At 56.7% G+C, this 25,590-nt stretch carries 16 protein-coding genes; 8 read left to right on the top strand and 8 right to left on the bottom strand.

The features are described from left to right. The first annotated feature begins 1,086 nt into the window (after positions 1-1,086). The 4 genes from CSQ89_RS05575 to CSQ89_RS05590 all read left to right on the top strand — a co-directional run bounded on the left by CSQ89_RS05575 (position 1,087) and on the right by CSQ89_RS05590 (position 14,933). Entirely contained in the window at positions 1,087-2,049 is a 963-nt protein-coding gene (locus tag CSQ89_RS05575) for a sterol desaturase family protein (RefSeq protein WP_099405222.1), read from the top strand. Between the two features lie 116 nt (positions 2,050-2,165). Next, positions 2,166-11,516, top strand: coding sequence for a non-ribosomal peptide synthetase/type I polyketide synthase (locus CSQ89_RS05580; protein WP_099405199.1), 9,351 nt, complete (start codon positions 2,166-2,168; stop codon positions 11,514-11,516). Continuing rightward, positions 11,506-13,179, top strand: coding sequence for a phytoene desaturase family protein (locus CSQ89_RS05585; RefSeq protein ID WP_099405200.1), 1,674 nt, complete (start codon positions 11,506-11,508; stop codon positions 13,177-13,179). Before CSQ89_RS05580 ends, CSQ89_RS05585 begins: the two co-directional genes overlap by 11 nt. Before the next feature lie 14 nt (positions 13,180-13,193). Continuing rightward, positions 13,194-14,933 (top strand): phytoene desaturase family protein, encoded by a 1,740-nt coding sequence (locus CSQ89_RS05590; protein WP_199065244.1) that lies wholly within the window; start codon positions 13,194-13,196, stop codon positions 14,931-14,933. Between the two features lie 102 nt (positions 14,934-15,035). Here CSQ89_RS05590 and CSQ89_RS05595 read toward each other — a convergent pair whose 3' ends face one another. The 7 genes from CSQ89_RS05595 to CSQ89_RS05625 form a co-directional block, all read right to left on the bottom strand. Next, on the bottom strand, positions 15,036-15,389 hold the full coding sequence (locus CSQ89_RS05595) for a DUF6968 family protein (protein WP_099405201.1): 354 nt from the start codon (positions 15,387-15,389) through the stop codon (positions 15,036-15,038). A 393-nt stretch (positions 15,390-15,782) separates the two neighbouring features. Further along, positions 15,783-16,199, bottom strand: coding sequence for a GFA family protein (locus CSQ89_RS05600; RefSeq protein WP_099405202.1), 417 nt, complete (start codon positions 16,197-16,199; stop codon positions 15,783-15,785). Positions 16,200-16,537: 338 nt separating this feature from the next. Beyond that, positions 16,538-17,329 (bottom strand): transporter substrate-binding domain-containing protein, encoded by a 792-nt coding sequence (locus tag CSQ89_RS05605; RefSeq protein WP_099405203.1) that lies wholly within the window; start codon positions 17,327-17,329, stop codon positions 16,538-16,540. A 110-nt stretch (positions 17,330-17,439) separates the two neighbouring features. After that, positions 17,440-18,066, bottom strand: a complete 627-nt coding sequence (locus CSQ89_RS05610) for a transporter substrate-binding domain-containing protein (protein ID WP_233202969.1) — start codon at positions 18,064-18,066, stop codon at positions 17,440-17,442. After that, on the bottom strand, positions 18,027-18,233 hold the full coding sequence (locus CSQ89_RS05615) for a hypothetical protein (protein ID WP_099405205.1): 207 nt from the start codon (positions 18,231-18,233) through the stop codon (positions 18,027-18,029). The genes CSQ89_RS05610 and CSQ89_RS05615 overlap by 40 nt, the downstream gene beginning before the upstream one ends. Before the next feature lie 38 nt (positions 18,234-18,271). Continuing rightward, on the bottom strand, positions 18,272-18,871 hold the full coding sequence (locus tag CSQ89_RS05620) for a response regulator transcription factor (RefSeq protein ID WP_099405206.1): 600 nt from the start codon (positions 18,869-18,871) through the stop codon (positions 18,272-18,274). Then, positions 18,868-20,763, bottom strand: coding sequence for a sensor histidine kinase (locus CSQ89_RS05625; RefSeq protein WP_099405207.1), 1,896 nt, complete (start codon positions 20,761-20,763; stop codon positions 18,868-18,870). Before CSQ89_RS05625 ends, CSQ89_RS05620 begins: the two co-directional genes overlap by 4 nt. Before the next feature lie 132 nt (positions 20,764-20,895). Here CSQ89_RS05625 and CSQ89_RS05630 point away from each other — a divergent pair, with 132 nt between their 5' ends. The 3 genes from CSQ89_RS05630 (at position 20,896) to CSQ89_RS05640 (ending at position 23,969) form a co-directional block, all read left to right on the top strand. Beyond that, positions 20,896-21,897: a TRAP transporter substrate-binding protein gene (locus CSQ89_RS05630; protein WP_099405208.1), complete on the top strand. Its 1,002-nt coding sequence runs from the start codon at positions 20,896-20,898 to the stop codon at positions 21,895-21,897. Positions 21,898-22,038: 141 nt separating this feature from the next. Then, positions 22,039-22,593, top strand: a complete 555-nt coding sequence (locus tag CSQ89_RS05635) for a TRAP transporter small permease (protein ID WP_099405224.1) — start codon at positions 22,039-22,041, stop codon at positions 22,591-22,593. Then, positions 22,590-23,969: a TRAP transporter large permease gene (locus tag CSQ89_RS05640; RefSeq protein ID WP_186293363.1), complete on the top strand. Its 1,380-nt coding sequence runs from the start codon at positions 22,590-22,592 to the stop codon at positions 23,967-23,969. Before CSQ89_RS05635 ends, CSQ89_RS05640 begins: the two co-directional genes overlap by 4 nt. Positions 23,970-24,035: 66 nt before the next feature. Here the strand turns inward: CSQ89_RS05640 and CSQ89_RS05645 are convergent, their stop codons facing one another. Beyond that, on the bottom strand, positions 24,036-24,584 hold the full coding sequence (locus CSQ89_RS05645; RefSeq protein WP_099405209.1) for a DUF1003 domain-containing protein: 549 nt from the start codon (positions 24,582-24,584) through the stop codon (positions 24,036-24,038). Between the two features lie 164 nt (positions 24,585-24,748). Between CSQ89_RS05645 and CSQ89_RS05650 the strand changes: the two genes are divergently transcribed. Beyond that, entirely contained in the window at positions 24,749-25,588 is an 840-nt protein-coding gene (locus CSQ89_RS05650; protein ID WP_099405226.1) for a DMT family transporter, read from the top strand. Positions 25,589-25,590 lie beyond the last annotated feature (2 nt).

Consider the following 25,590-nt stretch of genomic DNA (forward strand, 5'->3'; position numbering starts at 1 on the left):
AATGCCTGAGCATCAAGACGCAGAAGAACCCATTCGCACTTTGCCGCAAGTTACTGATCAACGCCTCCCGCGCGGCTTATGATCAGTTACAGCTGCTTCTCGCAGCTACTGCGTAACATCAGTTAGTAAACTCCGCTTCCTCCTGCATTTTCGCCTTGGCTCGTCCTAGCTCGCAAGACGTTGAACCGGTTATTACGGAGGGGCCCTTATTGGGCCTCCTATGCTGCGTTCCATTCACTCGTTACAGACTTTGGACAGGTCAGCCATCACACTTTGAGACGGCTTATTACTCGTGTTGCCGATAGAGCAGTGAGGACGAGAATGGTGCAAAAATATTCCTGCATTATTCTATTCGTATTGGTCGATGTAATTGTATTTATCCTGACTTAATCGGCCGCTTGGTTTATATCAGCCGACCATAATTCACATTTATTCGTACATGGCTGCACTGTGCAACAAAACCACACACTGATCGCGGTTAACTTGCAACTAATTTTATGCGTCCTGTACAGTGCCCTTGCTTTTTGAAATTGTGAAATAAGCAAGGAATGTGGATTGTTTTTTTATAACGTTATTGTTGTTCGGCTACGCATAAAGCGAAAAAATAATGTACTAATACATATATTGTCAGGCGCTTACGCTTAATGCCAATTGATGAGATTTGAAATACAAAGCGACTTCCCCGTACGGCTATGAGAGTAAAGAAAATGTAACGTTGCTTTATTACAGTGTCTGGGTTTTCACGAAGTGCGCCATTTATAAGGTTGGCCTGGGTAAGCCCTGAAACATCCTTGAATCTGAACGTTTGTTTTAATGTCGCCAGTCTGGCGGGGGCTAAGTGCGCGCTAAAGAAATGTGCATGTTATTTGAAACGGAAAATCCCGATGATTTTTGAATGCGATTAAAGTACCGAGGCGATAAAAAAGAAGATAGGTCGGGTTTGTAAGGTGTTCGTCATTTCTCCTGTGGATAATTTCTGGTTGCAGCTGCTTGTTGCCACTGAATTTGACAAACACACGCAGGATATTCAACCGCCAGTACGATGGGATTATTTGCATGCGAATCAGCTCTCAACAAAAGCATGATATGCAACAAGCTACTAAAGACACAGAGAATAAGAGACCAGGGCAATTACACTTCGCGGTGATAGGCACCAGGATTACGAATTTATTAAGTGGTTTGGCTTACCCGCTGTTGTTGGTGGCAGCCGCGGTGACCCTATGGGCGACATTTCGCTTTGACCTTAACTATGGGTTATGCAATGTCGTGTTTCTGGCTTGGACGATTCTTTATCTCGCGATATTGGAATGGTTGATTCCCTACGATATGACATGGCGTCCTACAGGACGGGAATGGGCCAGGGATGGGCTCTATCTGTTAATCACCATGGTAGGGGGCGGTATGGCTGTGGCCGCTGTACTCGCGGTGGCTGCCTTTGTGTCGCCGCGGCACTCCTCATGGCCGCTGTGGCTTGAAATACCACTGGCGCTAGGGGGCAGTTCGTTCGGTTCCTATGTGTTTCACCGTGCGGGCCACACTTTTCCTTGGCTTTGGCGCATCCATGGCATTCACCATGTGGAAGCCAAGGTCAATGTCGGCAACAACGGGCTCAACCATGTGCTCGATGTTTTCGGCCGCCGTTTTCTGGCGCAACTACCCTTGATTCTGCTGGGCTTGTCGCAGCCGGCCATTTTCGTTGTCAGTATCTTTAATACGCTGCAAGGCTACTTTGTCCACGCCAATATCCGCGTGCGCCTTGGCAAGCTCAACTACCTCGTGGTAAGCCCCGAACAACACCGTCTGCATCATAGCCTGGACTTGCAGGAGGCCGGCCACTTCAGCGTCGATATTCCGCTATGGGATTGGCTCTTCGGCAGTTTCACCTGGCAGCCTGGCCGGGTGCCGAAGGCGATCGGCATTGAACACCCGGATTCCTTCCCCCCGCCCAATGCAATTGTCGCCAGTTTTCTCTACCCCTGGCGCAAGCGGGTGTATCCACCAGCGCCGGCACCTCGGCCTATCGAAGAGACGCAATCCGAATCCTGCTAAACGGCGATGCGCCCGCGCTATGCACGCCGTGTAGTTGTTGCACCTATTTTTTGCGCTGCTCAATTCAATAACGTTCTCCATTCAAGTCGCGATACACGATTACAAGGAAAGAGAAGATGACGCACACAAGTAAGCTGGAGTCTGCGGACAAGATCGCAATCATCGGTATTGGCTGCCGTTTTCCGGGTGGCGCTAATGATTATTCGATGTTCTGGCAGAACCTGGTGATGGGCAAGGATTGCATCGTGCCCACGCCGGCCAGCCGTTATAACGTGGGCACATTGGGGAGCAAGGACAAGTCCAAGCCCGGCCGGCTGACGGGTGGGCGTGGCGGTTATATCGATGGTTTTGATGAGTTTGATCCAGCCTTTTTTGGCATCGGTCCGCGCGAAGCGGAATACATGGACCCGCAGCAGCGCAAGTTGCTGGAAGTGGCGTGGGAAGCGCTGGAAGACGGCGGGCAGAAGCCGTTTGATCTGGCCGGCAAGAACATCGGTGTGTTTATTGGCGCATTCACGCTGGACTACAAGATTGTCCAGTTCGCCGATCTGAGCTTCAACAGCCTCGCGGCGCATACCGCCACAGGCACCATGATGACCATGGTATCGAACCGGTTGTCGTACTGTTTCGACTTCATCGGCCCCAGCATGTCGGTGGATACGGCGTGCAGCTCGTCTTTGGTATCTATTCACCTCGCGTGTCAGAGCCTGCGGCGCGGCGAGAGCAGCGTGGCGTTGGCTGGCGGCACGCTGCTGCACATGACGCCGCAGTACACGATTGCCGAATCCAAGGGTGGTTTCCTCTCGCCGGAAGGGCGTTCTCGTACCTTTGATGCGTCGGCCAATGGCTACGTCCGGGCTGAAGGCGTGGGTGTGGTGGCTTTGAAGCGACTGGAAGATGCGCTGCGCGATGGCGACCCTATCCATGCGGTGATTGTTGGCACCGGCGTGAATCAGGATGGCCGTACCAATGGCATTACCGTGCCCAGTGGCGATGCGCAGGTGCGTTTGATCCGCCAGGTGTGTGCCGAAGCGGGCATTGTACCAGGCGATCTGCAATACATTGAGGCGCATGGTACCTCCACACCCGTGGGTGACCCCATCGAAGCCAATGCGCTAGGACGGGTATTGGCTGAAGGCCGTCAGCCCGGTGCGCAATGTTATGTCGGCTCGGTAAAGACCAATATCGGTCATACCGAAGCCGCCGCGGGTGTTGCGGGGTTGATCAAGACAGTACTCAGCCTCAAGCACAAGGTGATTCCACCACATATCAACCTGGAAACCGTCAATCCTGATATCAACCTGGACGCCCAGCCGTTCGATGTACCGCGCGAGCCCACACCGTGGCCCGCCCATGAGGGCCCGGCCCGCGCCGGGGTCAACTCGTTTGGTTTTGGCGGCACCAATGCCCATGTGCTGCTGGAAGAGCCGCCGGCCCGTACTGCCCCGGCCAAGCAGGCTGATCCGCATTACGCCATCCTGCCGCTGACTGCGCGCGACCCGGCTGACTTCCCCGAGATGGTCCGGCGTATGTGTGCGACGGTGGCCGAAAAGGCGGACAGCCCCAGCGCATTGCGTGATATCGGCTACACCCTTGCATATCGTCGTCAGGCGTTGGAATCGCGCTTGTCATTTGTCTACTCATCGCAAGACAGCCTGCTGGAACAGATGGAGGCTTACCTTGCCGCCGAGGCACATCCGCATATCGTGGCAGACGCAAAGCTGGAACCGGCCCAGCGCAGGCTGGTATGGGTATTTACTGGCATGGGCCCTCAGTGGTGGGCGATGGGCCGTCAGTTGTTCGACAGCGAGCCGGTATATCGCGCTGTCATCGAAGCGTGTGACCGCGAAATGCGCAAGGAAGCAGGTTGGTCGCTGATCGACGAGATGAATGCTGCCGAGGCTGATTCGAATATGGCCGAGACCTGGCTGGCTCAACCGGCCAACTTTGCGTTGCAGATCGCCTTGTCCGCGTTGTGGCGTTCATACGGTATCCAGCCGGATGCCATCGTTGGCCACAGTGCCGGCGAGGCGGCGGCATTCTATGAAGCAGGGGTGTACAGCCTGGAGGATGCGGTCAAGGTCATCATCCACCGCAGCCGTTTACAGCAGCTACTGGTTGGTGCCGGCACCATGCTGGCTGTCAGCCTCACCGAAGAGGAAGCGCTCGCCCGCATTGCCCCTTATGGTGACCAGATATCGATTGCCGCCATCAATAGCCCTACTGCGATGACGTTGGCGGGTGACAAGGCGCCTTTGGCCGAATTGGCCGAGCAACTGAAATCTGAACATATCTTTGCCAAGTTCCTGACGGTGAGCGTGCCTTACCACAGCGCCAAGATGGATTTGATCAAGGACGAGTTGCTGAGCTCGCTGGCCGAGATTGAACCCCGTCCCTCGACATTGCCGCTCTACCTCACTGGGCGTGATGCCATGGGTGAAGGCCCAGAGTTGGATGCCCATTACTGGTGGGACAACGTGCGTTACAGCGTGCGCTTCAAGGCGGCCATCGACCGGTTGATTGATGACCAGTACAGCCTGTTCCTGGAAATCGGGCCACATCCGGTGTTGGGTCACTCCATTCAGGAATGCCTGACCAACCAAGGAGCCAGCGGGCGCATTCTGCCTTCGATTCGTCGGCAGGATGACGAACCTGCACGCATCAAGCTGTCGCTGGCTGCGTTGCACAACTTGGGGTTGGCCATTGATTGGGCGCCGATGTTCGAAGGCGGCTCGCCGGTGACCTTGCCGTGTTACCCCTGGAAGCAGGATCGTTATTGGATTGAATCAAAGGCGGTGGCGCAAATCCGCCTGGGCGAGATCGCCCACCCGTTGCTGGGGCGGCGTATGGCGACGGCCGAGCCGACTTGGGAAGCGCAGCTGGACGTGGAAAAGCAGCCGTATCTGGGCGACCACCGCATTCAGGGCAACGTGCTGTTTCCCGCTGCGGGTTACATCGAGATGGCAGCGCAAGCCATGCAGGCCATGACGGGTGATACTGCCGCCGTGATTGCGGATGTGGAACTACGCAAGGCGTTATTCCTGCCTGATGCCGAAGTCAAACCGGTGCAGTTTGTGTTTGATAGTGATAGCGCCAGCTTTACGGTGGCAACTATCCCGAATGGTGAGCAGGAGCCGGTCATCCATGCCACTGGCCACTTGCGTGCCAGCCAGAAACGGCAACAGATTCCGGCGCTGTCGATCGAGGCGGTGCAGGCGCGTAGCCGGCTATGCCTGGATGGGACCGAGTGCTACAGCACGCTGGCCGACATGGGTTACCACTATGGGCCAGCCTTCCAGCCTATCGGTGAAATCTGGATTGGCGAGGGCGAAGCGTTGGCCCGCATCACGCCTACATCGCTATTGGGCGATGACGCCGGCAACCATCATTTCCACCCGAGCTTGATGGACGCTTGCTTCCAGGCGCTGTTGACCACTGAGATACCCCATCACCAAAGCGGTAGCGAACAGACAGGCATCCGCCTGCCGCTGACCATAGCCGAAATACGTACCGACGCTATCGGCTGCCGGCCGCTATGGGCACATGCACGCATCACCCGGCGCAGCCTGGACGAAGTGGTTGGCGACATCGCCATCTTTGATGATGACGGCCAGGCTATGGGTTTGATCAGTGGCTTCCGGGCGGCCAATGTGGAAAAGGCGGCCAGCAAAGTCAGCCTGTCGACCATCGATAATTGGTTGACCGAACTGACCTGGGTTGAAAAGCCGCTGGTGGTGGAGATGTATGCCGCACCGACGCCGACGGTACCCGGCAGCTGGTTGATCCTGGCGGATTCCGAAACCCTGGGCGACCATGTGGCCCTGCGATTGAATGAACGCCAGGAACCTTGCTATCTGGTTTCACCGGGCACGGCCTTCGCCTTCGACCCCAATACCCGGCAGGCAACGGTGGTGCCCGGCTCGTTGGAACAGATGCAGCAATTGTTTGCCGCCATGCATGCCGCCGGTACACCGCCTTGCAAGACCGTACTCTACCTGTGGCACCTGGATGCACCGAGCTTTGACGACAGCGGGGTGGAAGACCTGCTGGCCGGCACCAGTCACGGCACCTATCCCCTGATTGCATTGACGCAGGCCATGTTGGCGGAACAGAGCCAGGCCCGGTTGATTGTGGCCACACGGGGCGCACAGGCTGTCTTGCCCGGCGATTGCCCGGAGCCGATGGCGGCGACCGCCTGGGGTGTTGGCCGAGTACTGTGGTATCAGGAAATGGTGGGCAACCGTGGCAAGCTGGTGGATCTGGACCCCGCCACGCCGCATGACCTCAGCGCCTATGGGTTGGAAGCGGAGCGGTTGCTGCATGAGGCAGCCGATGAAAGCGAAGGTGAAGTGGCATGGCGTGGTGCACGCCGCTTGACCAGCCGCCTGCAGCCGGCCAGTGGTTTGTCGCGGCCTTTGCCGCTGCGTTTGCGCGCCGATGGTTGCTATCTGGTCACCGGGGCGATGGGGGCGTTGGGGCGGTTGGTGTGCCGTACGCTGGTAAAGCGTGGGGCGCGGCGTTTGATTCTGATGGGCCGTACCAGCCTGCCGGCACGCAGCGAATGGCATAGTGTTGAGGCAGACTCGACCCTGGGCCGCCATATCCGCTTTATTCGTGAATTGGAAGCCAGTGGTGCCGAAGCTATCCTGGCGTCGCTCGATGTGACCGATGAGCGCGGTTTGATCGACTGGCTGCAAGCATTCCGCCAGCGTGGTTTGCCGCCGATTCGTGGCGTATTCCACTTGGCTGGTCAGGTTCGCGATACGTTGGTAGGCGAAATGCAGCCGGAAGCCTTCGATGCAGCCTATCGGCCCAAGGTATTGGGTGGTTATCTGTTGCATCGTCATTTGGCTGATGAACCACTCGACCATTTTGTGTTGTTTGCTTCCATTGCCTCGCTATTGACCACGGCCGGGCAAACCAACTACGCCGCCGGCAATGCCTTCCTCGATGCCCTGGCGCACCATCGCCGTGCACAGGGCTTGCCAGGGTTGGCGATCGATTGGGGCCCGTGGGCGACCGGGATGATCGAAGAGCTGGGCCTGATCGATCACTACCGTAACAGCCGGGGGATGAACTCTTTGTCGCCCGATGCCGGGATGGATGTATTGGAGCGCGTCATCGGCCAGGACCGTGCACAACTGCTAGTAGCTACGGTGGTTGATTGGCCGCTGTTTCTGGCGTGGTATCCGGTAATGCCTCCCCTGGTGGCAGAGATTGCCGCCGCGCAGAAGAGTACGGAGTCCGATAACGACAGCGCCAGCTTTATCGACCGTTTCCGTCAGGCCGACGATGACCAGCGCCGCCCCTTGCTGGCCGAGCATTTCACCCAGGTAGTGGCCGAAGTGCTGCGGGTGAAGCTGGCTGCGGTGGAGGTGGAGCGCAGCTTGAATGAGCTGGGCCTGGATTCCCTGCTGGCGATTGAGCTGCGGGCGCGTATCCAGCGCGAGATCAAGGTCGCGTTGCCGGTAGTGACGCTATTGAGTGGGGTATCGATTCAGGAGTTGATTGTCCAACTTCATGGTGATCTGCTTGAAAACGTTGTGGGCGAACAGGCTGCGGTGGCGGAAGGGCGATTGGTTGAACTCATCACCAACGAGCACGAATATCCGCTCACGCAGAACCAGACTGCACTGTGGTTCCTCAAGCATCTGGACCCGGATGGCTTTGCCTACAACATCGGCGGTGCAGTGGAAATACGTACAGCGCTTGAGCCTGAATTGATGTTCGAGGCCGTGCGTATATTGATCCACCGCCACCCTGGCTTGCGCGCCAACTTCATGCAGAAGGATGGCCATGCCATCCAGCGTATTTCGTTGGACGCCAAGGAAGATATCGCCCTGGTGGATGTGGAAGGCCGCGATTGGAATGACGTCTACCAGATGATCATCCGCGAGTACCGCAAGCCGTACGACCTCGCGCATGACCCGCTGATGCGTTTCCGCCTCTTCCGCTTGGGTGCCGACCGTTGGGTGATGATGAAAGCCGTACACCACATCATTTCCGACGCGATTTCTACCTTTACCTTCATAGAAGAGCTGTTGGCGCTGTATGAAGGCATGCGGCGTGGCGAGCAGACAACGTTGCCACCGCTAAAGGCGCGTTATCTGGACTTCCTGAACTGGCAGAACCAGTTCCTGGCTAGCCCGGCGGCAGACCGCATGCAGCAGTACTGGCAACAACACCTGCCGGCTGAAGTGCCTATCCTCAATCTGCCCACCGACAAACCACGCCCTGCCGTGCAGACCCACAACGGCGCATCGCAGTTCTTTGTCCTGGACGAAGCGTTGAGCCAGCAAGTGCATGCACTGGCGAAGCAACAGGGCATGACGGTGTTCATGGTCTTGCTGTCGGCCTACTACGCCTTGCTGCACCGCTATACGGGCCAGGACAACATTATTGTCGGCAGCCCGGTGATGGGCCGTACGGAGCAGGAGTTCTCGTCCATCTATGGTTACTTCGTCAACCCGCTGCCGTTGCATGTCGACCTCAGTGCCGAGCCAACGACATTGGCCTTGCTGGAGCAGGTACAACGGACTGTGCTTAATGGCTTGGACAACCAGGAATACCCCTTTGTGCTGCTGGTGGACAAGCTTGGCTTGAAGCATGATCCAAGCCGTTCCGCAGTCTTCCAGGCGATGTTTATCCTGTTGGCACACCGGGTGGCGACCGAGCAATACGGCTATCGGCTGGAATACATCGAACTGCCGGAAGAAGAAGGCCAGTTCGACCTCACATTGTCTGCCTATGAAGACGAAGCAGAGGGCCGTTTCCATTGCGTATTCAAGTACAACAGCGATTTGTTTGTGCCGGAAACCATGCAGCGCATGGCCTCGCATTACGTCAATCTGCTCAAGGCGATGACACGGTCTCCTGAAAAGCCGGTGGCGCAGCTCGACATGCTGGGCAGTGAAGAACGCCAGTTGCTGTTACAGGATTGGAGCGGCGCAAAGCAACAGATCGCGCCAACGTTGCCGATAACCGCGTTGATTGATGCCCACGCTGCCAGCACGCCCGATGCTTTGGCGCTGTCGATGCCAATGGAAATCGGTCCGACACTCCGGTTGAGCTACGGCGAGCTTGCCGGGCGATCAGACCAGTTCGCCTGTAACCTGAAACGGCGTGGCATAGGCCGTGGTAGCGTGGTGGCATTGTGCCTGCCCAAGTCGCCGGAATTGATCGTGGCCCTGCTCGGTGTACTCAAAGCCGGGGCGACCTATTTGCCGCTCGACCCTGACTACCCGGCGGACCGCCTCGTCTATATGGTCAGCCATGCCAATACGAAACTGGCCCTGGTCGATGCACAAAGTCGGGCCCGTCTGAGCGACTGGGACGGCGATTGCATGACATTGAACGACCCACGGTTGACGGTGGAGAACGGCAGTATCGACATACGTCCTGCGGGCCCGGCGTCGCTCGATGACCTTGCCTACATCATCTATACGTCGGGTTCGACCGGGCGGCCCAAGGCGGTGCAGGTCAGTCATCGCAATCTGGCGGCGGTCTACCTGGGTTGGGAGGCACACTACCGACTGAAGCAGGATGTCAGCGTCCATGCGCAGATGGCCAGCTTCTCGTTCGACGTGTTTGCGGGTGACGTGCTGCGGGCCTTGTGTTCGGGCGGTACGCTGGTGTTGGTGGAACGTGACCTGCTGTTCAATACGGCACGGCTGTATGACACATTGATCCGTGAACAGGTGGATTGCGCAGAGTTCGTCCCTGCCGTGATCCGTGGCTTGATGCGCTATTGTGAGGCTGAAAACAAGCGGCTCGATTTCCTGAAGCTGCTTATCGTCGGCTCGGATGTCTGGATGGTCGAGGAAATCCAGCAACTGCGCGCGCTGTGCCATCCGCAGCATCGCTTGATCAACTCGTATGGTCTGAGCGAAGCCACCATCGACAGCACCTGCTTCGAGGGTGCATTGGACAAGTTGGAACTGGGCCGTATGGTGCCGATCGGGCGACCCTTTGCCAACAGCGCCGTGTATGTACTTGATGTACATCGACAGCCGGTGCCGGCGGGTGTGCCGGGCGAGTTATGGATCGGTGGGATGGGGGTTGCGCAAGGCTATCTGGGCGCGCCGGACCTGACCGCGCAACGCTTTGTGAATCTGGTGCTGGATGGTCAGCTCGTCTACCTCTATCGCACAGGCGACCTTGCCCATTGGGATGCACACGGTACGTTGCAATTGCTGGGCCGGGCAGACAACCAGGTCAAGGTGCGCGGCCATCGCATTGAAGTGGGTGAAATCGAAGCGCAGCTCAAGACCTTGCCCGAGATTGCCCAGGCCGTCGTCATGTTGCGTACCGACAATGGCGGCGAGCCGCAACTGTGTGCCTATTGCGTACCGGCAGACGAAGCCACCGTGGACATAAAGCAATTGCGCCAGCACCTGGGCGGCCATTTACCGACCTATATGATCCCGACGTGGTTTGTCGCCGTGCCGGCGATGCCGCTGTCGCCCAATGGCAAGGTCGACCTCAATGCGCTGCCTGCGCCGACGTTGCATACGGACCAGGAAACCATCGAGCTGCCGCAGACCTTGTATGAAGTACGCATGGCCGACCATTGGCAGCGGTTGTTGGGGTTGGAACAGGTGGGACTGCAACATGACTTCTTCGAGGTCGGCGGCAGTTCCATCAAGCTGATCGAGCTGATCTATCACCTGCAAGCCGAGTTCAATATCGCCATCTCAGTCAGCCAGCTGTTCAAGATCACCACGCTGTATGGCATGGCCAAGACCATTGAGCACATCATCATCGGCCGCGAAGCGGGCTCGCAGCCTTATCTGAAGTTCAACGCTGGCCGGCCGGACAATATGTTCTGCTTCCCGCCGGCAGGGGGGCATGGGCTGGTCTATCGCCGTATGGCAGAACATATGCCAGACCATACCCTGGTGTCGTTCAACTACTTGATGGGGGACGACAAGGTTACCCAGTACGCTGATTTGATCGAGTCTTTGCAGCCGACGGGCCCTTATGCGCTGTTTGGTTATTCATTGGGTGGCAATCTGGCATTTGAAGTGGCCAAGGTGCTGGAACAGCGTGGGCGTGAGGTCAGCCAGTTGGTGATCATGGATTCCTACCGTATTTCGGAACACTTCGAATTCGGTGACGAGCATCTGGCTGAATTCGAGAAGGAGTTGGGCGAGCACCTGCACAAGCACACCGGCTCGGACATTGTGGCCAAGGAGACCATGGAGCAAGCGCGCGACTACATCCGCTTCTGTAGCCGCACGCTGAACTCGGGTCAGGTGGCCGCCGCCATCAGCGTGATTGCTGACGCACACAAGCTGGCCTTCTACGCCGATGGAGAAAAGGGCGCGTGGCATGATTGCTCAAGTACCTCAAGCAATGTGTTCAAGGGTTTCGGCCAGCATGCGGACATGTTGGATGTGGGTTACGTGGCTGATAACGCCCAGCTCACGCTGAATATTCTGGAAGGGAGTGAAGAACATGTCGCTTAGGGATCCCATTAGCCTGTCTCGCCAGCCGGGTGATCGTCCCACCGCCATCGTTATTGGCGCTGGGGTCGCCGGCATGGCGGCCGGCAGCTATCTGCAAATGAATGGTTTCGATACCCGTATTTTTGAACGCCATGTGTTGCCGGGTGGTAGTTGCACCGCGTGGTCTCGAAAAGGCTATGTATTTGACTACTGCATCGATTGGCTCGATGGCTGTGCACCCGATAACGACTTTAATCAGGTCTGGCGTGAATTGGGCGCCTTGGACGGCAAGACCATAAAACGCTTTAACCAGTTCAATCGGGTGGTTGACGAGCAAGGCCAGGCGCTTTCCTTCTATACGGAACCGGATCGGCTGGAGCAGCATCTGTTGGCGCTGTCGCCTGAGGATGCACCTCACATCAAGACGTTCTGCAATGATCTGCGCCGTTTCATCAAGCTCGATCTTTCGTCGGGACTGAAACCCGCGCCGCTGATGAGCATGAGTGAAAAGATCAGCAAGGTACTGAAGATTTTGCCGTCGTTCCGTTTGTTCTGGCGTACGGGCAGTACTGGCATGAAGGCGTTTTCTGAACGCATGCAACATCCGTTGCTGAGCCGGGCGATGAATTTGATCTTCTCCCAGGCGGTGCCGAACTACCCCGTGCTGACCTACCTGTATTGCATGGCGTCATCGTCCAAGGGTAATTCGGCATTCCCACAGGGTGGTTCGCTCGGGCTGGCGAAGTCCATCGAAAGTCGCTTTCTCAAGCTGGGCGGCGCCATCCAGTACAGCGCCCGTATCACACGCATCCTGGTCGAAAATGATCGCGCCGTTGGCATTGAACTGAAAAACGGCACCCGCCATTATGCGGATTACATCGTCTCGGCTGGTGATGGGCGTACCACGCATTACGATCTGTTGGAAGGCAAGTACCTTAATCCGACGCTTACCAAGCTGTACGACGACGTGTTGAACCGGCCAGATGTGCTTTACCCGGGCCTGGTGTCCGTCTTCATCGGTATCAAGGGTGATGTCGCGTCTGACGAGCCGCACTGCACTACCTACCTGTTGACGCCGACTGAAGCTGAAGGTTTACCCAGCTGCGGGCAGGGCAGCCTTGTGGTGCAGTTGCGTTCCCGCTATGCCGATGGTTTTGCGCCACCGGGCTGCTCCTTGCTGTACTGCAAGTATTTCACTGACTTCGATTACTGGGACGAACTCAAACGTACCGACAAGCCAGCCTATCGCAAGCGCAAGCAGGAGGTTGCGGAATTCATCTGTAATTTCCTGGCGCAACGTTACCCGGGCTTTCGCGAGCAGATCGAGATTGTCGAAGTCGCCACCCCGATCACGCACAAGCGTTACACAGGCAACTTCAAGGGCGCCATCCTAGGTTGGCTGTCGTTCAGCGAAGCGGAAGACCTGGCCAATGTGCAGATCAAGAAGCACCACATGCAGGTGCCCGGTTTGAAGAATCTCTACCTGGCCGGGCAATGGATAGGTGGCGGCAGCCTGGTGCTTTCGGCGATGTCAGGCCGCTATGCAGCCCAGTTCATCTGTAAGGCGGCGAACCGTGCTTTCCAGGTGAGCGAAAGCAACAGGAAGGAAGCATGGGACAGCACGCAAATTGGCCAGTTGCCACAACTGGATGAAGAGCTGGTGCTGCAAGGCAGCTCGGCTTGAGGCATGGGGAGGAGATGATGTTGCAAGTAAACAAGCAACGCGAAAGCATGCTGATCATTGGCGGGGGGCTGGGTGGATTATCAACCGGCTGTTATGCACAGATGAACGGATATCAAGCACATATCCTGGAAATGCATGAGCTGCCCGGGGGGTGTTGTACTGCGTGGGAGAAGGGCAAGTTTACCTTCGACTGGTGCATCAGCTGGTTACTCGGTAGCGGCCCTGGTAATGAGATGCACCAGATATGGCGTGAGATTGGTGGACTGGATGGCAAGGAAATACGTCACCCCGAAGTCTTCAACATTGTCACGGCCAGCGATGGCCGCTCGGTCCGGTTTTATTCCGACCCAGACCGCCTGGAAGCGCACCTGTTAGAGCTGGCACCGGGCGATGCCAAGCTGATCCGCTCTTTTTGCCAGGGATTACGTCAGTTCATCAAGTGCCTGAAGGTCTACCCATTCCTTCGCCCGGTCGGCCTGATGAAACGGCTGGAACGCTGGCGCATGATGGCGTCCTTTATTCCGTACTTCAATCTGATCCGAAAAACCATCACGGTGCTGATGACGGATTATTCCGCCAAGTTTAAAGACCCGCTGCTGCAGGAAGCATTTAACTTTATCTTGTACGAGAAGCACCCTAAATTCCCAGTGTTGCCGTTCTATTTCCAGCTTGCCGCGCACGCCACCCATTCTGCCGGCGTACCACAAGATGGCTCGTTGGGGCTGGCCAGGTCGATTGAGCAACGTTTTATGAAGCTGGGTGGCAGGGTGACTTACAACGCCAAAGTCAGCGAGATTCTGGTGGAGAACGACTGCGCCATCGGAGTGCGGCTAAGTAATGGACAGGAATTATTCGCTGATATCGTCGTTGGCGCTTGTGATGGCCATTCAGCAGTGATGAAAATGCTGGGTGGCCGTTACCTGAATGACACTTATCGGAAGCTTTATACCGAAACCATCAAGCAGCCCGGCATGGTGTTTCCCGGATACTTTACGTTGTTCCTGGGTTTGAAGCGCGAATTTCCCGAGGCTGAGTACTGTACGACTTATTTATTGCCAGAAGCGCTCGCAGCTAGCCTGCCGGGGATTCGTCACCCCAGCATTAATGTGCAATTTCGTAGCAGTCTGTACCCCGAATTGGCGCCGCCGGGGACCGCCATTGTCTACATCAGTTATTTTTGCGATATCGACCCCTGGCGAGAGTGGGTCGATGGAGAAGAACAAAGCAGCCGGATTGTCGATGGCGTCGAAGTGCATACGTTGCCCGTGCATCGCGGCAACAAGTATCAGTCGGCCAAACGCAAAACAGCCAATGCAATCATCGATTTTCTCGACAGCAAAATCCCCGGGCTGCGCGAAGCCGTTACCACCAAGGATACGGCGACCCCGCTGACCCAGGTGCGCTATACCGCGAACTACGAAGGCTCGGTGCTCGGTTGGCAGCCATTTGTGGAAAGCGGCGAGACGTTGGAGGAAGAGGTCAAGCGTAATGGCCCGGGGTTGCCAGGGCTGAAGAATTTCTACTTCTCGGGTGTGTGGGCAACCACTGGGGGGTTGATCCGTGCTGCGGCGGCCGGGCGACACGTGCTGCAATTCATTTGCAAGGACGACGCTAAGGTGTTCCAAGCGCATATCGACCCGCAGGCGAGCCCACCGACGCATGTCGTATACAGGGAGCGTTCGCCGTATCGCCACCCAGCCCATAGCCCGGAAGGCAGACCACAAAGCATGGTGCCCAGCACGAACCCAACCTGAACGTGCTGTGATCGGTGGTGGTGCGTTACATCACCTTACTATCGGCCTTGCATGACCAAGATCCAGGCAGGGCTGATTGTTTTCAAATTGCACTGCGCTTGCTTAAATGTTGGCTGCCGGGTCGTGCGCCAGCTCCGACGCACGGGCGGCTTCTCCATCCAGCTCCCAGAAAAACTGCCAACCTTCCTTGGCGAAATCAGCGACGCGGCGAGCGGTATACAACATGCTCAACTCGATTGCCTGCCAGGCATCGACACCGTAAATCAGAGTGGGCGTGGACTCCAACACGCCCAGCGAGACTTCGCAGCCCCATTCTCCTGCCGGGTACGGCTTGGGTAGGCCAACACGCAAAATAAGCGGGCTACTGTCACCATTGGGTGAAATGGTGTGCCAGATTCTTTCTGCTGCAATATTTGCCACGATATAGGCCTTGGTTAGGTAGGGGCGGGTATCCATACGGCGAGTATGTTTTCACTCACTCGCCGAGGGCTACCTCGCCAACCTTAGCGTTGAACTAGACGCTATTGGGCCGGACACACGGTGAGCAGTTCCCATCGTGGGGCTAAGAACCTGTTTACGATCTGTCGCGAGCAGCTGTCAGCAGGGTGAAGCGCAGCACAGAAACCGGAATGTACTTTTGTACATGAGGCTTTCGAGCAGCACATGAGCCCTGATCACGTCTGCGCAGTAAGATCGTAAACAGGTTCTAAGAACCTGTCTAAAGTCTGCTGTGCGTCGGCAATATGGCGTTGAAAACGACCTCGGAATGCTCATTTACTCTGTGTAAACTCCGCTTCCTCGGCTGTTTCCGCCTTATCTTGCCTTAGCTCGCGAGACTTTAGACAAGTTCTAAGACGTTTCAAAAGGGGGGTATTCTGGGTACCGCGGTAGTTGGTCGGCGAGATGCAGCCAGGAAAGGCGTCTTGACTCAAACGCATGAACGTCGGGTGCGATGTCGTTCGGGGTGTCCAGGCTACAGATGGTGAGGTCGATCAGCCCTGGCATCAGCCCAGAGACAAAGCTGATCTGCGTACCACAACGTGGGCAGAAGCCCCGCCGACCTTCCAGAGAGGATGAATATTCAGTAGGGCGCTCGTGCAGGAAGCGGACTTGATCTTCCTTGTACATCACCCAGGCTACGGCGGGTGCGGCGTTGGCTTTTCGGCAAATCAAACAGTGGCAGAGTGCCGCGGTTAGGTGGCGGCCGGTCACCTGATAGCGAATGGCGCCGCATTGGCAGCCACCTTCGTGAATGGTGTGAGGCATGGGGGGATTTCCTTGGAAGCGACGATAAGTGTCGTGACTAATAAACAAGCATGTGATTCAAAGTCTGTTGTGCGTCAGCATATTGTGTTAAGAACACCCTGTGAATGCGCATTTACCCTTCTTTGCCTCATTCTGGTGCGCGAGACATTGAATAGGGGGGGGCAGCCAGACGCGTTCAGCGTAGTAAACCACTATACGGCAACCGCCAACCAAGACGGGTCGGCATAAGCGAGGCAATAGCGCGGTAGAGGCAGCGTTAGATGACAGCCAGGTGGCACGGCGTGACCGGCCCCGGAGCGGTGGTTTACTTTATCGCTATAGCAAACACACGCCCATGTTTAGCGGCTGATCTTGAACGAGCGTGGGAGTTGCACGGCGGCGCCGGTGCCAAACCAACGGTCATAGATCTTGACGGCTTCACCGGTGCTTTCTGCATCGGCCAAGGCATCATTCACCTGTTGTTGCAGGCGTTTTTCGCCCTTGCGTATGCCTACGCCAAGCGCTTCTGAGGCGATAGGGATGTCGGGTATTTCATAGGCTTGCTTATCTGGCATCTTGGCCAGGTTGCCCATGAGTGTGGCTTCTGGGCCAGACACGCCATCACACTTACCATCCCGCATCGCTGCAAAGGCTTCGGTATAGTCAGCCGGCTCGACTAGCTTGATGGTGTGCGACAGGTCTTTCAGATAACGGGCATTGGTAGTGCCCGTGGGTGCACAGACCGTCATCTGGTTAAGTTGCAGCAATCCTTTGAAAGCGCCTTTTTTGGCGACCAGTTTCTGGGTCGAGACATAGTAACCCACGCTGAAATCCACTTCCTTTTCACGCTCGGCACTCTTGGCCAGTGAAGCAATGATGAGATTAACCCGGCCTTCTTTCAGCGCCTTGATGCGGTCGGCAGGATCGACGGTTTTGAACACCGGTTTCACTCCCAACTTGCGGGCAATATAGTTGGCGAAATCGATGTCATAGCCCGACACGGTGCCTTTGGCTTTGTCGAAGAAACCAAACGGCGGTGAGCTGTCACGTACGCCGATTATGACTTCGCCTTTTTCACGGATTTTGTCCAGATCATCGGCGTGGGCTACCAGTGCGGCACCGGCGGTGAGTAGTAGCAGTAGTTTTTTCATCGGATCCTCGTCTTTTTTTGGTTGAAATGCCTATGCAGTTTAGACCGGAGGTCGGGCGCGTTGGGGTAATGCTTGGTGGGCAGCCACGCCATGCATCGGCCTCCTCAGGCTTACCGGCTTATTTTGAATGACCGGGGTAGTTGCACCGCAGCACCCGCACCGAACCAATGGTCATAGATTTTTTCCGCCTCGCCCGAGCTTTCTGAGGCAGTGAGCGCATCGTTTACCTGTTGTTGCAGGCGCTTCTCTCCTTTGCGCATCGCTACCCCAAATGCTTCAGACGCGATGGGCACATCGGGCACTTCATAAGCTTGCTTACCTGGCATTTTGGCCAGGTTGCCCAGCAGCGTTGCTTCTGCACCCGAAGCGGCATCGCATTTACCCTCTTGCAGCGCTTTGAATACCTCGGCGTTGTCGGGCAATTCGACGAGCTGGATGCCATGTGCCATTGACTTGAGCTTTGGGCCATTGGTCGTGCCAGAGGCGACACATACGGTCATTTTGTCCAGTTGCAGCAGGTCTTTGAACTGGCCTTTTTTGGCAACCAGTTTTTGCGTCGAAACAAAATAACCCAGACTGAAGTCCACTTCCTTTTCCCGCTCCGCAGTCTTGCCTAGCGAAGCGACCACCAGGTCTGCCCGGCCTTCCTTGAGTACCTTGATCCTGTCGGCGGGGTCTACCGTCTTGAATACCGGCTTCACGCCGATCTGGCGCGCGATGTAGATGGCGAATTCAATGTCGTAACCCGATACGGTGCCCTTCGCCTTATCGAAGAAACCAAAGGGGGGGGGGCGCTGTCCCGCACGCCAATCACGATTTCGCCCTTGCTTTTGATCTTGTCCAGGTCATCTGCCTGCGCCACGAAGGCAACCCCGGCAGCCAATGCCATCATCAAGACATTCATCTCTTGCTTCCCTTGCTTGGTTTATGGGTACATTCTATTTAGCGCCCAGCCAGGAGTTGCGCCAGGTCCAATGCCGAGCGCACGCCCATCTTGGCGAAAACGTTGGCCCGATGAACCTCGACGGTGCGGATGGCGATATTCAACTCGTCGGCTATCTGCTTATTCAATTTGCCGCCTAATACACGGTCCATGACCTCGCGCTCGCGGGGCGACAAGGTGGCGAGGCGCTTGCCCGCTTCGGTCAGGCTGCCGCGTGAAGTGTGGCGGCCAACGACAACCTCCAGCGCGTCGTCAATCTTTTCCAGCAGAGCCTGTTCGCTACAGGGCTTCTCCAGGAAGTCGAACGCGCCCTGCTTGACTGCCTGCACCGCCATGGGGATGTCACCATGGCCGGACAGGAAGAGTACGATCAATTCGCTGTCGTCCTGGCGCAACCGGTCGAACACATCAAGGCCGGACAAGCCGGGCATGCGTACATCCAATACGGCTACACCTTCGCAATCGGGCGGCAGCGCGGCCAGGAAGGCCTCGCCACTCTCAAAGGCGCGCACGGTATAGCCATGCGAGAGTAGGAGCAGCGCCAGTGAATCGCGTACCGCGGCATCGTCGTCAACGAGATAGACAGGTTTGGTATTCATCGTGGCAGGCTCAGGTGGAAGGCGGTACCGCCTTCAGGCAGGTTTTCATACCCCAGTTGGCCATGGTGTTGTTCGATAATCGAGCGGCAGATATTCAAACCTATGCCCATGCCCAACGGCTTGGTGGTGTAGAAGGCTTCAAACAGGCGATCGCCCGATGCGGGTGTAATGCCATGCCCGCGGTCGTAAACGGTCAACTGCACGGTATCGGCCTGATAACGGGTTTGTAATAGAACATCACGTCGCTCGGGTGGTTGCTCGCTGCAGGCATCAACGGCATTACGCAGGAGGTTGACCATCACCTGGCCCAATAAGACGCGGTCTGCCTGTATCTGTGGCATATCCTCGGCCAGGTCGCGGCGAATCCGTACGTCGCGGGCGTGCGCATCGGAATCGAGCAGTTCCAGTGCATCGAGCGCGATGGTGTTCAAATCGCAAGGCTCCCGATGGGGTGCATGCTTGCGGACAAATTCCCGGATGCGCCGCACCACACCGGCCGCACGCAGGGCTTGTTCCGCGATCTTGTTCAAGGTGGAGTCGAGCATACCGGCTTCACCTTGGCTGGCGAATTGCCGCGCCGCGCCGGCATAGGTGCTCATCGCCATCAAGGGTTGATTCAGCTCATGCGCCAGGGTCGAGGCCATTTCCCCCATGGCGATCAGACGGCCCGTCTGGCGCAGCTTTTCTTCCTGCTCGTGCTCGCGCGCCTCGGCGGCTTTCTGGGCAGTGATATCGAGCACCGAACTCATCCAACCGCTCTGTTTGCCTGTGGCGTCGATCAGCGGTGAAGTATAGACGCGGGTAATGACGAGATGACCATCACGGTGGCGCAGGGTGAATTCATAGCCATCCTGTGGTGCTAGGCCCGCCAACACCGTTTCATTGAGCGCCCGATGGTGGGCGATGTCGTCGGGGTTCCAGTAAGGGTAAGGCGGCATGCTACCGATCAACTCCTCCGCGCTATAGCCCACCATGCGGCAGAAGGCCGGGTTGACGTAGATCATCTTCCCTTGCAGGTCGCGTGCGCGCATGCCGACGGAAAGGGAGTTTTCCATGGCGGTGCGGAAGGCATATTCCTCGCGCAAGGCCAGCTCCGCGCTTAGCCGGCCCTGCACCTGGGCTTGTAAGCGCCACCAGCTGAACAGCACGATCAGCGCCAGCACGATGACACCGGCCACCAGCCCTTTCTGTACGATGCCGGTAGGGCTGCTGTAGGCGGTTACCTGCAGTCTTAACCCATGGCCGGGCGGGTCGAAGTCCAGCTCGTAACTGAGGCCTTCCTCATCTGCCGCTACGTGGGACTTGCTGGCGACCTCCTGACTGCGCGCATCAATAACGGCCAACCGGTATTTGTTGGCGAACCACCATGGCACCTGTGTGGAAAGTAGCCGGGGCAGCGAAATCAGGGCGGCAATTTCGTGGCCTTGCCCCTGCATCACGATGCCGATGCGGCCGTCGTGCCCCAGGACATCGGAGTAGTTGGCCTTGCCGTTGGCGTGCGCCAGCTTGCGCGCGTCGTCTAGGCCCGTCGCCGGCATGGCTTCGCCGCGGTGATATACGCGGCTGCCGCTCAGCAGATGTACGCCGACAATGGCCGAATTGGCTTCACTAATCAGATGCGCGCGCGTCTGAAAGGTAACGTCATCCAGATTGCCTTCCCGCGCGGCGTTGAGCAGCGATGCCAACCGCTCTTCGGTCTGCTCGAACTGGAAATGCAGGTTCTGCTCTATCCACAGCACATCGTTGATAAGCACCAGACGCGCTTCTTCACGCCCACTATTGCGTAGGTAGGCCAAGAGGCCGATGACGGCGACGACAAACAATAAGAGAGTGAATCGGGGCAGCAGCCAGAGCTGCCAGTTGGCGGTGGAAGAGGGCGGCAGGGCTTGCATGGCTTAATCGTAGAGCAGCTGGGGTGCTAATGCATTGTGGACAACCACAGGGAGGCTAGCCACAATTGGCTCTGGTGCTGGGCTGGCGAAGAATGAACAGGCTCAATCAAATCTATAAACAGGGGACAAACAATGCAACGTCGTACCATGCTCGGGGCAATTGCGCTCGCTTTTTCCGTCAATGTTGCTTTTGCAGCGGGTCCTATCGTGATCAAGTTCAGCCATGTGGTGGCCAACGATACGCCAAAAGGTAAAGCCGCGCTGTATTTCAAAAAGCTGGCGGACGAGCGTACCAAGGGGGCAGTAAAGATTGAGGTCTACCCCAATAGCCAGCTTTACAAGGACAAGGAGGAGCTGGAGGCACTGCAGCTCGGCGCAATCCAGATGTTGGCGCCGTCGCTGGCCAAGTTCGGCCCCTTGGGCGTAAAGGAATTCGAAGCGTTTGATCTGCCCTTTATTTTCGATAACTACGAAGCGCTCCATAAAGTCACCCAGGGCCCGGTAGGCGCTAGCCTCCTGCAGAAGCTGGAAAGCAAAGGTATTCTTGGCTTGGCGTATTGGGACAACGGATTCAAGCAATTCAGCGCCAAGAAGCCGCTGCGGACACCTGCGGACTTCAAGGGCCTGAAGATGCGTATCCAGTCGTCCAAGGTGCTCGATGCCCAGATGCGGGCACTGGGCTCAATTCCCCAGCAGATGGCGTTCTCGGAGGTTTACCAGGGTTTGCAGACCGGTGTCGTGGACGGTACCGAAAATCCGGCATCGAATTTCTATACCCAGAAGATGCACGAGGTGCAGCCTTACCTAATGTTGTCCAACCACGGTTACCTGGGCTATGCGGTGATAGTAAACAAACCGTTCTGGGACGGGTTGCCCGCAGCGGTGCGTACCCAGTTGGAGAGCGCAATGAAGGATGCGACCAAGTACGCCAACGATATCGCCAAGGCGGAAAATGAAAACGACATCGAGAACGTGAAAAAGTCAGGCAAGACCCAGGTATTGCCATTGACACCTGCCGAGCGTGCGGGCTTGAAGAAGGCATTGATGCCCGTCCATACCCAGATGTCGAGCCGCATCGGCGATGGGCTGATCAAGACGATCTACAAGGAAACTGGCTTTAATCCGGCCAATTAATCCGCAGGGCAGGGCGTATGCCGTTTCGGTATGCGGCCCATCCTTTTGTCTTGTGCTGCGGTCCACGCGTGGTGAGCGGTATCCCATCGTTTGATCACGCCGCGCGGTAATGCCCGTTGGCGCGCTTTTCTGGAAGCAATCATGAAATATTTCGACTACCTGGAAGAGGCGTTTATCGCCCTTCTGATGGCGACGGCAACCTTCATTGTCTTTGCCGCCGTGTTGCATCGCTATTTATCTGGCTTCGCCATACCGGGTTTGCAGGACTGGCTGCTGGGCATCAATCTTTCCTGGGCCCAGGAGCTATGCATTTACCTGTTTGTCTGGATGGCTAAGTTTGGGGCAGCCTACGGCGTACGTACTGGCATCCATGTTGGCGTCGATGTGCTGGTCAACCGGCTCGATGAGAAAAATCGGCGCATTTTTGTGTTGATTGCACTAGGGGCCGGCATGTTGTTTACCGGCATCGTTGGTACCTTGGGGGCCAGCTTTGTTTGGCATATTGCCCATACCGACCAGACCTCGGCGGATCTTGAGGTACCGATCTGGATCGTCTACCTGGCTGTGCCGCTGGGCTCCTACTTGATGTGTTTTCGCTTTGCACAGGTGGCGTGGCGGTTCATATGCGGAGGCGAGCTACCGCATCATGATCACGGCCATGTTGAAGGCCTGGAAGAAGAAGGGGTACCCGCATGAGTAACGCTATCGCTGTTGTACCGGTCAAACCGTTGTCGATGAAATGGCCGTTGGGCATCATCGCCGCCCTTGTCGTGGTGACGCTGTTGGGTGGTCAGAAGGTCATGATTTTCTGCCTCCTGCTGGGATTAATGCTGACGGGTATGCCGATTTCGATTGCGCTGGGACTCTCGGTGCTCACCTTCCTCTTCACGATGACGCAGGTGCCCATCGAATCGGTAGCGCTCAAGCTGTTCACCGGCATTGAGAAATTCGAGATCATGGCGATTCCCTTCTTTATCCTGGCGGCGTATTTCCTTACCCACGGTGGCGTGGCACGTCGGATGATCGACTTTGCGACCAGCATGGTCGGCCACTGGCATGGCGGGCTTGGGCTTGCTGGGGTGTTGGCCTGTGCTTTGTTTGCCGCGGTCTCGGGTTCTAGTCCTGCTACTGTGGTGGCGATTGGAGCCATTATTCTGCCCGCCATGGTCAAACAGGGGTTTCCCAAGCAATTTGGTGCTGGGGTGATTACCACCTCAGGTGCGTTGGGTATCCTGATTCCGCCTTCGATTGTCATGGTGATGTATTCGGTAGCCACCAATACATCGGTGGGCGCATTGTTCATGGCAGGGGTGATTCCTGGCTTGATGCTGGCCTTTCTGCTGGGTTTTGTGGCGTGGTTCCGCGCCCGCAAATACAACTATCCGCGTATGGCCAAAGCCAGCTGGGCGCAGCGATGGACTGCATTTCGCCGCGCCATGTGGGGGTTGTTGTTGATTGTGGTCGTGATGGGGGGCATTTATTCAGGCATGTTCACCCCAACCGAAGCGGCTGCCATGAGCGCCGTGTATGCATTTCTCGTAGCTGTGTTTGTCTACAAAGACCTGCGCCTGAAGGATGTGCCACGCATCCTGACCAGTTCGGCAGCCATGAGCGCCATGCTGCTCTACATCATCACCAATGCAGTTTTGTTCTCTTTCCTGATGACACACGAGAACATCCCGCAAGCCATGGGTGCGTGGCTGCTCGACATGGGTCTGGGCCAGATCGCCTTCCTGTTGGCGGTGAATATCCTGTTGTTGCTTGCCGGCAATGTGATGGAACCGTCCTCGATCGTGCTGATCTTCGCTCCAGTCCTGTTCCCGGTGGCGATGCAACTGGGCATCAACCCGGTGCATTTTGGCATTCTCATCGTGGTGAATATGGAAGTAGGCATGTGCCACCCGCCGGTGGGGCTGAACCTCTATGTTGCTTCCGGCATCACCAAGATGGGTATTACCGAGCTGACCGTTGCAGTATGGCCATGGCTATTGGCGATGCTGGGGTTCCTGGGGTTGGTGACCTACGTACCCGCTATTTCAACCTGGCTGCCGACGTACCTCGGCATGATGTGATTACACTGATTTAAGCCAAGCTAAGGTCGTCTTTGGGCGGCCTTTTCCATTTTGTATTTGAGTACATCAGGAATGGGTATCTTTTTCCAAAAAGCGTTGGTGGATTTCAACCGTCAATATTTCAATTCGCTCTGTCAGTTGCTTTGTCAGTGCGGTGAGTTCGGTATTTTGTTGCAATAATGCCAAAATCTGTGCCGAATGGTGTGCGGCAATGGCCAGACGTTCTTCATTGGCGGCAGCCAATGTCTCTCGGTGTTGTGCATCGGCATCGGCATGAGCTTTGTCCCGTTCTGCTTGCCGGGTCTGCGCCAGTAGGATCAGTGGCGCGGCATAGGCTGCCTGCAGGCTGAAGGCCAGATTCAGCAGAATAAAGGGATACACATCAAATTGAGTGAGTCCGGATTCGTTGAGCGCTATCCAACCGACGACAATGGCTGTTTGAGAAATCAAGAAGATAGGCGTACCGAAGAAGCGTGCAAAGGCTTCAGCTTTGAGCGCGAACCAGTCGTTGCCAAAAGGCGCGGCCAAATGGGCGTGGGGCCGGTGGAATCGAAAATGGTCGATATCACCGGTCTTGGCTGGCGTGAGGGCCGTCTCGTTTGGCGGTGTTGACATGCTGTTCCTCTACCCGTCGAATGAAGTGCGAATATGCCATACCGGTCAGTTATATGAACATCTGGCTGCGCAGGGAATATATCTTGTCAGTCTTGCGGTTTACCGCAGTTCCGTCGGGGAGTACCCCTGCCTACACTGACGCCTCGATTTTTACGGATACGCCCATGTCTGCTGCAACACTCTATGCCCTGGCCGCCATCCTGATCTCGAGTTCGTTGGCGCTGTTGTCGGTTCAACTGGGGCAGGTGCCCCCTTTTCTATTGGTGGGTTTGGCGTTATGCATAGGCGGCTTGTGCGGGTTGCCGCGCTGGCGCGATTGGCGTGTACCGAAAAAAACCCTGCTGTTGGGCTGTTATGGGCTATTCGGTTATCACTTTTGCTTGTTCATCGCCCTGCGTTATGCACCACCACTTGAAGCAAACCTGATCAATTATCTGTGGCCCCTATTGTTGGTGCTGCTTTCGCCAATTCTGCTGCCTCCCACCAAGCTTGAAGCCCGTCATTGGATTGGTGGCTTCCTGGGTTTGGCAGGTTGTGTGTTGGTGGTGCTGGGCAAAAGCAGCCTGTCGCTACAAGGCCAGCATGGGTTAGGTTATCTACTGGCGGCGCTGGCTGCCGTCATGTGGGCCAGCTATTCATTGCTTACCCGCCGCGTGCCGCCTTTTCCAACCGGTGCCATAGGCGGATTCTGTTTGGCATCGGGGCTGCTGTCGCTGCTGGCGCATGCGTTACTGGAGCCGGCCTACACGCTGAGCGCCGGTGAATGGGGCAGACTGGCATTACTCGGTTTGGGTCCGATGAGGGCGTCGTTCTTCCTGTGGGATGCCGCACTCAAGCGTGGCGATGCGCGTGCGATTGGCACGCTGGCCTATCTCACCCCATTGTTGTCAACGGCACTGCTTGCGTTGTTCGGTGCAGGCCAGTTCGCATGGCAGGCTGCCGTGGCGCTGGTATTGATTCTGAGTGGCGCTTGGATGGGGCGTAGCCGCCAGCAAGCTGCTTAGTA

This window comes from Chitinimonas sp. BJB300, assembly GCF_002735695.1.
Classification (GTDB): domain Bacteria; phylum Pseudomonadota; class Gammaproteobacteria; order Burkholderiales; family Chitinimonadaceae; genus Chitinimonas.